This is a genomic window from Marinomonas transparens, assembly GCF_016463975.1.
In the GTDB taxonomy this organism is placed as follows: domain Bacteria; phylum Pseudomonadota; class Gammaproteobacteria; order Pseudomonadales; family Marinomonadaceae; genus Marinomonas; species Marinomonas transparens.
Genome location: NZ_JAEMNX010000002.1, coordinates 432692 through 445986 on the forward strand (window position 1 = coordinate 432692; position 13295 = coordinate 445986).

At 42.8% G+C, this 13295-nt stretch carries 12 protein-coding genes and 1 rRNA gene; 9 read left to right on the forward strand and 4 right to left on the reverse strand.

Features of this window, described 5'->3' with window-relative positions; genetic code table 11:
- Window positions 1-22: 22 nt before the first annotated feature.
- Together I8J31_RS04455 and ygfZ are read left to right on the forward strand one after the other, a co-directional pair.
- Window positions 23-913, forward strand: coding sequence for a helix-turn-helix domain-containing protein (locus tag I8J31_RS04455; protein ID WP_233402573.1), 891 nt, complete (start codon window positions 23-25; stop codon window positions 911-913).
- Between the two features lie 140 nt (window positions 914-1053).
- Window positions 1054-1971, forward strand: coding sequence for a CAF17-like 4Fe-4S cluster assembly/insertion protein YgfZ (gene ygfZ, locus I8J31_RS04460; RefSeq protein WP_199467087.1), 918 nt, complete (start codon window positions 1054-1056; stop codon window positions 1969-1971).
- 55 nt (window positions 1972-2026) lie between these two features.
- On the opposite strand, the gene ung is transcribed toward ygfZ, so the two are convergent.
- Both ung and I8J31_RS04470 read right to left on the reverse strand, forming a co-directional pair.
- Window positions 2027-2737, reverse strand: coding sequence for a uracil-DNA glycosylase (gene ung, locus I8J31_RS04465; protein WP_199467088.1), 711 nt, complete (start codon window positions 2735-2737; stop codon window positions 2027-2029).
- Window positions 2738-2757: 20 nt separating this feature from the next.
- Window positions 2758-3651, reverse strand: coding sequence for a phosphotransferase (locus I8J31_RS04470; RefSeq protein ID WP_199467089.1), 894 nt, complete (start codon window positions 3649-3651; stop codon window positions 2758-2760).
- 84 nt (window positions 3652-3735) lie between these two features.
- Between I8J31_RS04470 and hexR the strand changes: the two genes are divergently transcribed.
- Window positions 3736-4602 (forward strand): transcriptional regulator HexR, encoded by an 867-nt coding sequence (gene hexR, locus I8J31_RS04475; RefSeq protein ID WP_199467090.1) that lies wholly within the window; start codon window positions 3736-3738, stop codon window positions 4600-4602.
- Between the two features lie 153 nt (window positions 4603-4755).
- Here the strand turns inward: hexR and edd are convergent, their stop codons facing one another.
- A complete protein-coding gene (edd, locus tag I8J31_RS04480) occupies window positions 4756-6570 on the reverse strand; it encodes a phosphogluconate dehydratase (RefSeq protein ID WP_199467091.1) in 1815 nt (604 codons plus the stop codon).
- Between the two features lie 376 nt (window positions 6571-6946).
- Here edd and gap point away from each other — a divergent pair, with 376 nt between their 5' ends.
- The 6 genes from gap (at window position 6947) to I8J31_RS04510 (ending at window position 12467) form a co-directional block, all read left to right on the forward strand.
- The gene (gene gap / locus I8J31_RS04485) at window positions 6947-7960 is read left to right on the forward strand and encodes a type I glyceraldehyde-3-phosphate dehydrogenase (protein ID WP_199467092.1); all 1014 of its coding nucleotides are present in this window, start codon (window positions 6947-6949) and stop codon (window positions 7958-7960) included.
- Between the two features lie 81 nt (window positions 7961-8041).
- Window positions 8042-9487, forward strand: coding sequence for a pyruvate kinase (gene pyk / locus I8J31_RS04490; protein WP_199467093.1), 1446 nt, complete (start codon window positions 8042-8044; stop codon window positions 9485-9487).
- 46 nt (window positions 9488-9533) lie between these two features.
- A complete protein-coding gene (locus tag I8J31_RS04495; RefSeq protein ID WP_199467118.1) occupies window positions 9534-9968 on the forward strand; it encodes a methylglyoxal synthase in 435 nt (144 codons plus the stop codon).
- Window positions 9969-10168: 200 nt separating this feature from the next.
- A complete protein-coding gene (gene purE, locus I8J31_RS04500) occupies window positions 10169-10660 on the forward strand; it encodes a 5-(carboxyamino)imidazole ribonucleotide mutase (RefSeq protein WP_325101170.1) in 492 nt (163 codons plus the stop codon).
- Window positions 10660-11724, forward strand: a complete 1065-nt coding sequence (gene purK / locus I8J31_RS04505) for a 5-(carboxyamino)imidazole ribonucleotide synthase (protein ID WP_199467094.1) — start codon at window positions 10660-10662, stop codon at window positions 11722-11724. The genes purE and purK overlap by 1 nt, the downstream gene beginning before the upstream one ends.
- 269 nt (window positions 11725-11993) lie before the next feature.
- On the forward strand, window positions 11994-12467 hold the full coding sequence (locus tag I8J31_RS04510) for an Lrp/AsnC family transcriptional regulator (protein WP_199467095.1): 474 nt from the start codon (window positions 11994-11996) through the stop codon (window positions 12465-12467).
- Between the two features lie 474 nt (window positions 12468-12941).
- Here the strand turns inward: I8J31_RS04510 and rrf are convergent.
- A 5S ribosomal RNA gene (rrf, locus tag I8J31_RS04515) occupies window positions 12942-13056 on the reverse strand.
- Window positions 13057-13295: the final 239 nt, after the last annotated feature.

Below are 13295 nucleotides of genomic sequence, written 5' to 3' on the forward strand. Positions count from 1 at the left end.
GCGACTTGGTGAGGAGCAGATAATGCAAACAACAAAACGTATCACACCAGAATACGAAATTTCTGAAAATAACGAGACCATTCGATATTTAGAGCACGGTTACCCAAGTGACCTTATCCGTTGGCATGCCCATGATGACTACGAACTACACTACATTGTCGCAACCAAAGGAAAGGTATTTGTTGGCGACTACATCAGTAGCTATTCTTCTGGACAGCTAATTTTGACAGGGCCAAGGCTGCCCCACAATTGGATCTGCCAAAATGATCAGGAGAGCGTTAAGTTACGTGACATGGCCATTCGATTTGATCATGAAACCTTTTCTAATGGCATGAAAATAATCCCTGAATTGGCGGAAGTCTTACCTATGCTGGCTAGAGCAAAATCCGGTATTGAATTCTTCGACCTTGAACAAGCATACCTCAAAGAAACTTTTGAAAAAGTAAGAGATACAAGCGGTCTATCAAGATTAATTTCCGTCCTTCCTTTGCTACAAAAACTCGCACAAAGCCGTAGTTATCGCTTACTTTCAACAGTACAAATTGATCTCAAATCTAGCGATACACTACAACGAAAAATAAATACCGTGGTGGATTATGTAACGCAAAACTATGGCCAAGATATTACCCTTTCAAGTGCCGCGAATTTAATCAGTATGTCTGACAGTCACTTTTCACGTTTTTTCAAAAAAGCGACAGGAAACCGTTTTATTGAATTCGTTAACCGTGTACGTATTAGTCGTGCTTGCAGCCTATTAACAGAAACCGATCAACAAATTTCTGCCATATGCTTTCAGGTTGGATTCAATAACGTCGCCAACTTTAATCGTCGTTTTCACGAACTCAAAGGAGTGACGCCTAGAGATTTTCGCTCCCAGAGCAATGTACATATTGAAGGGTTAATTTCTCATTAAACTCTATAGGCTTTAAACTGAGTACCACTAAAAGAAAACAAGCTATGATCCTTAACGAGCATTGAAAATCACAAAATCAATACCATCTAGATATCTATCTAGCACTCTTTACTCAAATTTGATTTGTCTGGAAATACCCTATGAATTCGCTATCGACACTTACCTCTGAGCTTTTACAAGACGGCGTCATCGCACAGCAAAAACACATTGGTGTATTACAGATTACAGGCACAGATGCGAAAAAGCTGCTTCAAGGACAAACAACTTGCAACATCACGCAACTTTCCGATTCACAAAGCCTATATGGCGCCATTTGCAACATAAAAGGCCGTATCGTTACTAATTTTTTTCTGCTCCAAGAAGGTGAAAACCTTCTTATGTTGATGGATAAAAATCTAGTCGAAAAAACGCTGCTCCACCTGAAGAAATATGCCGTTTTCTTTAAAACGGAACTCGTCGATGCCACTCAAGACGTTCAAATTTATAGCCATTTTCAAGCCGCCAACGAAACCACACCAGACTCATTAAGCGAAATACTACCCTCTTACACAGAAAACGGCGCCATAGTGGTTGAAATATCTGACTTCCCAAGTAAGCAAAGCTGGGTTATTCAAGCGACAAGTTCAAATACTATTGATGAAGTAAATACAAAATCAGCTGATGTCTTATCACTGCTCACTGCTCGACCTCTTATTACATCAGAACAGAGCGAAGAAACCTTGCCACAATGGCTAAATATGCAACGTACGGGTGGCATCAGTTTCACTAAAGGTTGTTATACAGGACAAGAAATCGTTGCACGCATGCAATACCGTGGAAAGTCAAAAAAGCAGCTAGCTCTCTTCTCTTGGCAAGGAGATCTTGACCACTCAAAAGCCTTGTTAAACGAAGCAGGAAAAAGCATTGGGCAGGTGTTTAATGTCGCGTATGTTCAGGATACCTATGTGGCTCAAGTCATTTTGAATGTAGAACCAGACGACGCAACTCACTTTGTATTAGATGACAAAGAAATAAGCCTACTCCCGTTGCCCTATAGGCTAGAAGTTACTAAGGACTAAAACAATAACGCTTGCTTAAACGCCATTATTATCTGATTCGCTTCGTCATCAGTGACTAAAGCAGCAACTCAATTTGTTCATTCGTTTCTAATAACGGTTCTAATTTCCAATTGATTGGTGTTTTTCCGTTGCTTTCAAGATAGCTATTCGCCTGAGAAAAATGTCGACAACCAAAGAAACCACGATAAACAGACAAAGGGGAAGGGTGAACACTTTCTAATACACAATGTTTTTCACGGTCAATATGACGACCTTTCTTTTGTGCATAAGCCCCCCAAAGCATAAAGACAATACCATCATGTTCTTGGTTAATAAGTTCGATGATTCTATCGGTAAAAAGTTCCCAGCCTTTCTTCTGATGAGACCCAGCATTGCCTGCCTCTACCGTTAAGACACTGTTTAACAGCAGTACTCCCTGCTCGGCCCATGACTTCAAAAAGCCATGTTGAACGGGAGAGATACCAAGGTCAGCTTCCAACTCTTTATAGATATTGACTAAAGATGGCGGCACTTTTACCCCCGGTTTTACTGAAAAAGATAAACCGTGGGCCTGACCTTCACCGTGATAAGGGTCTTGTCCAAGAATCACTACTTTTACCTTATTAAAGGGTGTGCTATTCAGAGCCGTAAAATAATCGTCTGGTTGAGGGTATATAATCTTTTGTTGGCTGTTTGCGTCGTCCAAAAAGGCCTGCAAAGAAAGCATGTAGTCTTTCTCAAATTCATCCGCCAATAATTCACGCCAATCAGTCGCTAAATTCATCATCACCTAACCTAATACTGTTTTCATCGACCACTTTCACTCATAAGAAAAGAATTTAACTTAGGAGCGGCTTTAAACTCGTAATAATACTCTAGGGACAAAGCATCATCAGGCGTTAATAAATGCTTCTGTAATAGCCACGCCATTTCCCGCAATGCATAGGCTTTCACATAAGTCTCTAACACTAATAACGATGCTTTTAGTGGCAAGCCTTCATCATAAAGAGTAAGCAGTTGAATCGTTTGTTCTTCATCAAGATTATGCGATTTCACTACCACAGCAAGGTCAAACAAAGGATCACCTACCCCAACATATTCCCAATCAATCAGCCAAAGCTTGTCTTCATCCATTAAAATATTTTTCGGATTAATATCATTATGACAAAGCACAGCAGGTAAAAGTTGAGGTGGCGGCGTTAAAGTTTGAAACAGCTCAATAAGGTATTGCCACTCTTGATAAAAAGCAGAGTTCTCAGGCGACTTCTTTTGAATCCCTTGCAGATAATGTTGGATTACATCAAAAACAGAAAAGTGTGTATCTACCAAGGGCAATGTATGGGCTTTTTGTAGTGCTTGGGCAATTTGTCTAATGCTTTGTTCAGTATGAAGAACAGACCAATCAAGGGAAGGTTGAGAGACATACTGACAAGCAAAAGCGCCCTCATCATCACACCAAAGCATAGGAGGAGAAAGTCCAATAGCAGCGGCACCTTGTAATGCTTTGAGTTCACTATCACGACGAATATAAAACGCACGGCAATCAATAAAGGGAACACGCAGAACTAAACGAGGCGCTTTCTCCCAACTCAGCAAATAAACTTTATTTGAAAAGCCCTCATCAAAAGGAGTTACTTTAATTTGACTTAAGTTAGGTAAAATACCAGCCATTTTGTCGAAATACTTGGTTAAACACGTCATTTTTAATGATTTTATTGCCAGAACCTAAAGTGGCTGTCAGAATGAACAACAGAATCATCCGAGTCAATAGATTGAAGCAGATCAATGAATAAACACGAAGACATCATTCGTAAAATCCAAGAGAGGCTAAGCACTCTCAGCAAGTCCGAACGTAAAGTCGCTGAAGCCATTCTTGCCGACCCCAAAACGACCATTCACTCAAGCATTGCCAAACTTGCTGCAAGAGCTGAAGTAAGTGAACCAACAGTGAATCGCTTTTGTCGCAGTCTGATCGGTAGTGGTTTTCCTGATTTTAAAGTGTCGTTAGCGCAAAGCTTAGCGACTGGTACGCCCTACGTTAACCTCAACGTTGAACCAGACGATGCACCGGGCGCTGTAACAGCAAAGATTTTTGAAGCGGCAAAGAGCAACTTAACTCGAGCACAAGAAATCTTACCAGAAGCCTTGATCAGTCGCGCTGTCGATGTACTGGCTCAAGCTCGTCGCATTGAGTTTTATGGTTTAGGTGCATCTGGCCCTGTCGCCAAAGACGCCCATCATAAATTTTTCCGTTTAAATATGCCTGTTGTCGCCTATACAGACATCTTAGTACAAAGAATGGCAGCAGCAGGAACTCACCCAGGTGATGCTGTTGTTGTGATTTCTTACACAGGTAGAACCTTACCTCTCATCGAGACGGCCCGTGTGGCTCGTGAAGCTGGCGCTTCTGTTATCGGTATCACGAACCCTGGTTCACCCTTGACAGAACATTGCTCCATTGTTCTTCCTATCGAAGAAACAGAAGACACAGACATCTACACTCCGATGAGCTCCCGTATCGTTTACTTGACCTTAATTGATGCATTAGCAACGGGAGTTTTACTTAAACGTGGCCCTGAGTTCAATGCTCACCTTAAGAAGCTAAAACTCAGCGTACAAGACACTCGCCTACCAAAGGTTGAAAAGAAATAAGTTTAGGAGCTGAAAAAAAACCGGATCATTTCAAAATGATCCGGTTTTTTTATGAATGGCCTTAAGAAAAGCTAAACCACAGGCAAAAAAATAGGGCTTAAAATAAGCCCCTAAACACCATTTACTAACAAACGTTAGCATTCAGAGAAAAGTTTAATCATTAAATAAACTACAAGCACCTTGTTCAGCGCCACTCACTAGCATTCGTTGAGCGCTAAATAATTCACGCCCCATACCTTGGTGAGAGTTACCCAAATCCTGTTCTGCCGCTTCACGATTCGCCAGCTCCTCATCAGATACCAGCACAGACAAGCTTCCTTCATTAGCATCAAGACGGATCAAATCCCCCTCCCTAATCTTAGCGATCAAACCGCCAGCAAAGGCTTCTGGGGTTAAATGAATAGCAGCGGGAACTTTGCCCGATGCACCAGACATTCGACCATCGGTCACTAAGGCTACCTTATAACCTTGATCCTGCAGGTTAACCAAATAAGGTGTCAATTTATGAAGTTCTGGCATTCCTAGTGCTTTTGGGCCTTGGAAACGCACTACAGCCACACAGTCACGTTTTAACTCACCACTAGAAATAGCCTCTGCCAAAGCATTTTGACTATGAAAAATAACCGCTGGAGCCTCCACAATACGGTTTTCTTCGGCGACTGCTGAAACCTTAATAACAGAACGACCAAGATTACCTTTTAGAAGAGATAAACCACCTTCTGCGCTGAAAGGGTTTTCAATCGGTCGTACTACATCTAAATCTAAGCTGTCAGTCGGACCGTCGCGCCACACAACTTTATCACCATCAAGGAAAGGTTCCTTGGTGTAATGAGACAACCCCTTACCTACTATGGTATTCACATCCTCGTGAAGCAATCCGCCCTTAAGTAGCTGATTCACTAAAAAGGCCATACCGCCAGCAGCATGGAAGTGGTTAATATCTGCTTGTCCATTAGGGTAAATACGAGTCATCAAGGGCACAACTTTAGACAACACGGCAAAGTCATCCCAATTCACAATAATGCCAGCTGCTCGTGCATAAGCGACTATGTGCATCGTATGATTGGTCGAACCGCCTGTCGCTAACAAACCAACAATAGAATTCACTATGCTGCGTTCATCAACAATGTCGTAAAGTGGGCGGTAGTCTCGACCTAAAGCGGTAATCTTGGTAGACAACTGAGAGGCATGTTTTGTTAATGCCGCACGTAATGGATCAGTTGGATTAACAAAAGACGAACCGGGTAATTGAAGCCCCATCATCTCAACCAACAGCTGATTAGAGTTGGCCGTACCATAGAAGGTACAAGTGCCTGCACTGTGATAAGAAGCCGACTCAGCTTCAAGCAACTCGTCTCGTGATGCTTGACCTTGCGCATAACGCTGTCGAACAGCAGACTTTGCTGCATTACTAATGCCTGATTGCATTGGGCCTGCCGGAATAAATAAAGCGGGTAAGTGACCAAAGCGCAACGCGGCAATCAATAAGCCAGGGACAATTTTGTCACAGATGCCAAGATAAACGGCAGCATCAAACATATTATGAGACAAGGCAATCGCGGCACCTTGAGCAATGTTGTCGCGACTAAATAGGCTTAACTCCATGCCATCTTGACCCTGCGTCACACCATCGCACATCGCAGGAACACCGCCAGCAAATTGCGCGATAGAGCCCATTTCTTCAACGGCTGCACGAATTTGAGCGGGGTAATCATCATAAGGCTGATGGGCAGACAACATATCATTATAAGAGGATACGATGCCAATATTCGCTTCTTCCATTAAGGTCAGTTTTTGCTTTTCTTGTGGTGTACAGGCCGCAAAACCATGGGCCAAGTTACCACAGGACAATTTTCCACGATGAGGCCCCTGCTCTTGAGCCTTTTTCATATCTTTTAAGTATTGTTGGCGTAAGGTTTTACTACGCTCAATAATATCGTTCGTTACTTTGACTACTATCGGATTCATACTTAACTCCGCTTTACACAACTGCTATCACAGCTGGCATGAAATAAATTTATGTAATATTACTACATTTATATCCATTTTAATCCATGAAAAACGAATAAAAATCAAATATTTCATTTTTTTCGTAATTTTTTTACAAAACCACCCCTCAAACTTGTTTTTTTAGTTAGAATAGACCGACTCTATGTAACATTATTAACGGTAACATCGAGTAATGCTTATTTAATGATCAAAAAATAAGCATTATCAGATAAGCTTTATACTAATTCTTGCTACAAAAAATGCTTATGTAGTATTTTTACTAGCACTGTACTAATTGATGCAATGCTCTATATGATGGAGCATATTGTAATTTACACACGACTTAGAGGTGAGTATGACTATTAAGGTAGCGATAAACGGTTATGGACGCATTGGACGCAACACCCTTAGAGCTTTATACGAGTCCGGGAAGCGCGATCAAATTCAAGTGGTCGCAATTAACGACCTTGGTGACTCCAAAACCAACGCTCATCTAACTAAATATGACACTGTTCATGGTCGTTTCGGTGAAGAGGTCACTTTTGATGACGAAGCACTGTATATCAACCAAGACAAAATCCGCACCTTCTCTGAACGTAACCCAGCCGACCTTCCTTGGGCAGAACTAGGTGTCGATGTGGTGTATGAATGTACTGGGTTCTTTACGACTAAAGAAACGGCAAGCGCTCATATTAAAGCCGGTGCTAAAAAGGTCATCATCTCAGCCCCAGGCAAAGAAGTAGACGCCACTGTTGTTTACGGTGTTAACCAAGATGTTTTAACTTCTGCTATGACGGTTATCTCTAACGCTTCGTGTACTACTAACTGCTTAGCGCCTATCGCTAAACCATTAAGCGACAAACTAGGTATTGAAAGCGGCTTAATGACAACCATCCATGCTTACACAAACGATCAACGCCTCTCTGACGTTTACCATGAAGACTTATATCGTGCTCGTGCAGCCGCGATGAATATGATTCCAAGTAAAACTGGTGCAGCAGCAGCCGTTGGTCTAGTCGTTCCTGAGTTAGTTGGTAAATTTGATGGTATGGCAGTACGTGTACCTACGATCAATGTTTCTTTGGTTGATTTAACTTTCTTAGCACCTCGCGAAACAACCACAGAAGAAGTAAACAAAATTATAGAAGATGCGATTAAAGCTGACCCAGTACTTGCCGAAGTATTGCACGTCAACCATGATCCACTTGTCTCTTCTGACTTTAACCATAGCACTTACACTTCAAACTTCGATGCGACACAGACTCGCGTTCAAGGCAAATTGGTAAAAGTGATGGCTTGGTATGACAATGAGTGGGGCTTCTCAAACAGAATGCTCGATAACACCATCGCATTAATGAGTGCGAAATAATCAGAATATTCGAAGGCTGCTGACGCAGCCTTCGTCGTTTCATATACTTCACTTCAAGCTTTTTAATCTTTGGTAAATAAAATGACTCGTAGAACTAAAATTGTTGCCACTTTAGGCCCAGCTTCTAGCTCACCAGAAATGATCGAAAAACTGATTCTTGCTGGTGCAAATGTCTTTCGACTGAATTTTTCTCATGGTCAACCAGAAGATCATATTGATCGTGCGAATGTGGTTCGAGCCATGGCCAAAAAGAACAATTGCCACGTGGCGATTCTTGGGGACCTACAGGGACCTAAGATTCGTATCGCTCGTTTTAAAAATACCAAAGTTCAACTAGAAGACGGCGCAACCTTCATTCTTGATGTTGATTTTGATAAAAACAATGGTGATGAAACCCGCGTTGGTATCGATTATCCACAACTTGCTGCCGACTCTGAGCCCGGCAATATATTACTCCTCGACGATGGTCGCGTGGTACTTGAAGTGCTCGAAGTAAAAGGCATGGAAGTCATCACCAAGGTTATTGTTGGTGGTGATCTATCAAACAATAAAGGTATCAACCGTCAAGGCGGCGGCCTTTCCGCGGCAGCACTAACTGAAAAAGACAAAGAAGACATTAAAACCGCCGCGGCTTTGCAAGCAGATTACCTTGCCGTTTCTTTCCCTCGCAGCGCTGATGATCTACATGAAGCCCGTGCGCTTGCTGAAGCAGCAGGACTAAAAGCTGGTATTGTTTCAAAAGTTGAACGCGCTGAAGCCGTTGCGGATAACGAAACACTAGATGCCATTATTTTAGCGTCTGATGCCGTTATGGTTGCCCGTGGCGATCTAGGTGTTGAAATCGGTGATGCTGAATTGATTGGTGTTCAAAAACATATGATCAAACGTTGTCGCCAACTGAATCGCCCAGTTATCACCGCGACTCAGATGATGGAAACCATGATCACCAGCGCGATGCCAACACGTGCCGAAGTATTTGACGTAGCCAATGCCGTACTAGACGGCACAGATGCTGTTATGTTGTCAGCGGAAACAGCAGCAGGTGCTTATCCTGAAGAAGTCATTCACACCATGAATCGTGTTTGTTTAGGGGCCGAAAAACAGCCTGCTATCAAACGCTCAAAACACCGTGTTGATGTCACCTTCACTAATATCGATGAAGCAATCGCTATGTCGGCTATGTACGCGGCTAATCACCTTGAGGGGGTAAAAGCCATCATCAGCCTAACTGAGTCTGGCACGACACCTTTGCTAATGTCTCGCATCAGCTCTGGCTTACCTATTTATGCTTTATCACCAAACCAAGCAACACTAAATAAAACGGCGCTATACCGTGGTGTGACGGCAGTAAGCTTCTCTTCACAAGAGTTTAATGTCGATAACATCTTCACAGGCTTAGTGGATCGCGTGAAAACACTTGGCTATATAAAAGATGGTGACTTGGTTATTGTTACCAAAGGCGACCATCTTGTGAGCTATGGCACAACCAATAGCATGAAAGTGGTTAAAGTTGGCGATATCATATAATAGTATCCACCTAGAGGATTCAATATTGCAAACTAAACTGGTCACTATGGCTGCCAAAAAGCGAATCGCTTTGGTTGCTCATGACAATATGAAAAGCGAACTCACTAAGTGGGCTCGTAATCATAAGGAAAAACTCATTCCTCATGAGCTCATGGCGACAGGAACAACAGGCAACCTACTTAAAAAAGAGCTCGGCGTAGAAATTAATGCGCTTATTAGCGGCCCTTTAGGTGGCGATCAGCAACTCGGTGGGCTCATCGCTGAAGGCAAAATAGACGTTTTGATCTTCTTTTGGGATCCTTTCGAACCCATGCCCCATGATCCAGATATTAAAGCTTTATTGAGAGTCGCGGCGGTATGGAATATTCCCATTGCCTGTAGCGTATCTTCAGCAAACTTTCTTATTACTTCTCCGCTATTTGATAGTGAGTTTGAAAGACGAATACCTGATTACGAAAAATACCTTCAAGAGCGACTTTAGTCGCTCTTTTCTTTTTCCTGACACCTCAAACACCCCGTACAATACTCGCGATTTCACTCAAAATCGGCTATATTAGCGCCCACTTGACGCGTCCATAAAAACGCTCGCTATTATTTATCTCAGGCTATTAAATTTAGTATTTCGACGTACCATGCTCCATGCAATACGTTGAACTGAACACCATCAACAGGAGAAGTGTTTTGTCTGCAAAAGTTGCCCTTATTATGGGATCAAAAAGCGATTGGTCGACAATGGAAAATGCCGCCGAAATCATGGATATTCTTGGCGTTAGTTACCATGTAGAAGTCGTTTCTGCACATAGAACACCAATAAAGCTAGCTGAGTTTTCAGAAAGTGCTGTTGAGAAAGGCTTTCAAGTCATTATTGGTGGCGCTGGTGGCGCTGCTCATTTACCTGGAATGGTCGCTGCTCATACACGCCTTCCTGTGCTGGGTGTACCAGTACAAAGCAAAGCACTTAATGGTATGGACAGCTTACTGTCCATCGCTCAAATGCCAAAAGGCGTTGCCGTTGGCACACTCGCCATTGGTACCGCTGGCGCTTTTAATGCTGGTTTATTAGCTTGTCAGATTTTGGCCAACTCAGACCCAGAACTCGCCAAAAGAATAGAAGCCTTTCGCGCGAAACAAACTGATACAGTACTTGCTAATCCAGACCCTAGGGAGGCCTAATGTCAACTCTATGGGTCCTTGGCGCCGGGCAGTTAGGCGCAATGCTCAAGCAAGCAGGCACACCTCTTGGTTTGGATGTTCGTCCTGTTGACATCGAGACGACTGAAGAACTTCCACTCCAAGCAGATGATATCGTTACCGCAGAGCGTGAAGAATGGCCAGAAACCGCAGCAACAAAACAACTAGCTACACATGCTAACTTTGTTAATTTGTCAACTTTTCCACAACTCGCTGATCGCCTTACACAAAAGCAGTGGTTAGATCGTCTTGACCTTGCTACAGCCCCTTGGTTTCCAGTAGAAGAAAATTCTACCGCCGCGAAGGCCTATCAAACCCTTGGCCCTCGTATCCTGATGAAAAGACGTAGAGGCGGCTATGATGGAAAAGGCCAATATTGGCTTAAGCAAGCAGAAAACACAGAAATCCCAACAGACTGGAAAGGCCATGCCATTGCCGAACAAGCCATCAACTTTGATGAAGAAATTTCCCTAGTCGGCGTCCGAGGTAAAGATGGGCAGAAATATTTTTACCCACTGACCCTTAACCTACACATTAACGGCATCCTCTACGCGTCCATTTCTCCTTTAGCACGTTTAGATCAATATCAGAGTAAAGCAGAAGAGATGCTAGGAAAGCTCATGGACGCTCTGGACTATGTTGGCGTCATGGCGATGGAGTGCTTCCGCGTTGGTAACGACTTACTAATTAACGAACTGGCTCCAAGAGTCCATAACAGCGGCCACTGGACACAAGCTGGCGCCAGTACTTGTCAATTCGAAAACCATGTACGTGCAGTCACAGGGTTACCATTGGCGCCAGCAGAAATTAAAAGCCAAAGCATGATGGTAAACTTAATTGGTGTAGATCTAGACTATCAATGGTTAAAAATAAAAGGCCTCGAGCTATATTGGTATCAAAAAGAAGTCCGTACAGGCCGAAAAGTAGGACACCTAAACTTTTGCTCAGCTGATTTAGCGGCATTAAAAAGCGCCTTAGCAGAACTAACACTGCCAGCCCCCTATCCAGAGGCAATCGCTTGGCTAAATGAAAACCTACCCAAGTAATAAAACAAATACGCATAGTTAATAAACCAAAAAACCGTTAGAAGTAACTCTCTAACGGTTTTTGCACATCATCAGCCCCAAAGACAATTCATCAAATAAAAAATGCCCTAAAAAGAGAAATCATGCAAACAAATGTCTAATTTTAAGCAAATATGATGCATTTGAACTTGTTTACTTTAAAAAACTCCTTATTCTAAATGGTCTAGCGAAATCAGCTTATCAATATAAGAAAAAACAGCACACAAAGATGGGCTAATAAGGAACCTCGAATGAACAATATTGAACTAGACAGTTATGACTGGCGCCTGCTTCGTGCGCTTCAAACGAACGCAAGACTCTCCAACGTTGCTTTATCAGAACAAGTAAGCCTATCCCCTTCGCAATGCTCAAGACGCCTTCAGAGACTAGAACAAAACAACCTGATCGAAGCGTATTTAACACAGTTAAATGCTAATGAACTCGGCTATCAAGTCACCGCCTTTGTTAGTGTCATATTGGATAAAAGCATAAAAGATTCAGGAGGTGAATTTCAAAATGCCATTGCCAACATACCGACCATTTTAGAATGCTACTCAGTGACAGGAGATGCCGACTACTGGTTAAGGGTCATTAGCCAAGATCTCCCCTCTTTATCCGAATTCCTAAGCAACTCCCTATCCAGCCTACCTTGCGTTAGAGACCTAACCTCGACTGTTGTCTTAAATCGCATAAAACACGCCAGCTCTATCCCTTTACCAAACTAAAAGCTGTTAGCCCTTTAATAAAACCATCAATATGTCGCTTATTGAGCACTTATTAATTTCCTCCAAACGAAAAAAAGCCCTGACAGCATAGCTATCAGGGCTTTCTTAATATAAAACTTAACGACGACCTATGCTTATCCCCTTGTGGGATTACCACCGGAGATGGCGAGCGCCAGCGGCGAATAAAGGGTCACTTCTGAGTCCATTGGATAATGTAATGTATATACCATTGGCATTTGATTCGCGCCGACGCGTTGAGCTTGCGAAACAGGCGTAAGCGAATTGAATGACAAGATGTAGGAAGATGGGATCGCATCGGTTTCTACCCTTGCGGTACTTCGGATGTCTTCCACTGGTTCCTTCGGAACATGCTGTAATCACATGGATCCAAAAGTAGTGTAGAGTTAGGTATCGTGGTTCCAAAACGAAAAAACCCCACCCTGCTTCGCAGGATGGGGCTCTTTTCATTTTAAAGCTTGACGACGACCTACTCTCACATGGGATCTCCCACACTACCATCGGCGATGACGCTTTTCACTTCTGAGTTCGGGATGGGATCAGGTGGTTCAACGTCTCTATGATCGTCAAGCAATTCTTTTTGCGTATTGTTCTGGTATGAGCTTTTTTGCTCTGTTAACCAAAACACGCCAATACGTTGCTTGGATCTTTAACAATTCTTTTTTGAAATAACAATAACCAAGGTTAAACCAGTTTCTCTCGTAAATTCTATATGTCTCGACCTCCATGGATGGAGGAAGTGCTGGGATTGTCTGGAACAATCTCCAGTAAAAACCACTTTGGTGTTATATGGTCAAGCCTCACGAGCAA

Bases quoted from the DNA above. Each gene is read 5' to 3' on its own strand.
- gap (WP_199467092.1), top strand. From the start codon at position 6,947: ATGACTATTAAGGTAGCGATAAACGGTTATGGACGCATTGGACGCAAC.
- I8J31_RS04470 (WP_199467089.1), bottom strand. From the start codon at position 3,651: ATGACGTGTTTAACCAAGTATTTCGACAAAATGGCTGGTATTTTACCT.
- I8J31_RS04495 (WP_199467118.1), top strand. From the start codon at position 9,534: ATGGCTGCCAAAAAGCGAATCGCTTTGGTTGCTCATGACAATATGAAA.
- ygfZ (WP_199467087.1), top strand. From the start codon at position 1,054: ATGAATTCGCTATCGACACTTACCTCTGAGCTTTTACAAGACGGCGTC.
- ung (WP_199467088.1), bottom strand. From the start codon at position 2,737: ATGATGAATTTAGCGACTGATTGGCGTGAATTATTGGCGGATGAATTT.
- edd (WP_199467091.1), bottom strand. From the start codon at position 6,570: ATGAATCCGATAGTAGTCAAAGTAACGAACGATATTATTGAGCGTAGT.
- pyk (WP_199467093.1), top strand. From the start codon at position 8,042: ATGACTCGTAGAACTAAAATTGTTGCCACTTTAGGCCCAGCTTCTAGC.
- hexR (WP_199467090.1), top strand. From the start codon at position 3,736: ATGAATAAACACGAAGACATCATTCGTAAAATCCAAGAGAGGCTAAGC.
- purK (WP_199467094.1), top strand. From the start codon at position 10,660: ATGTCAACTCTATGGGTCCTTGGCGCCGGGCAGTTAGGCGCAATGCTC.
- I8J31_RS04455 (WP_233402573.1), top strand. From the start codon at position 23: ATGCAAACAACAAAACGTATCACACCAGAATACGAAATTTCTGAAAAT.
- I8J31_RS04510 (WP_199467095.1), top strand. From the start codon at position 11,994: ATGAACAATATTGAACTAGACAGTTATGACTGGCGCCTGCTTCGTGCG.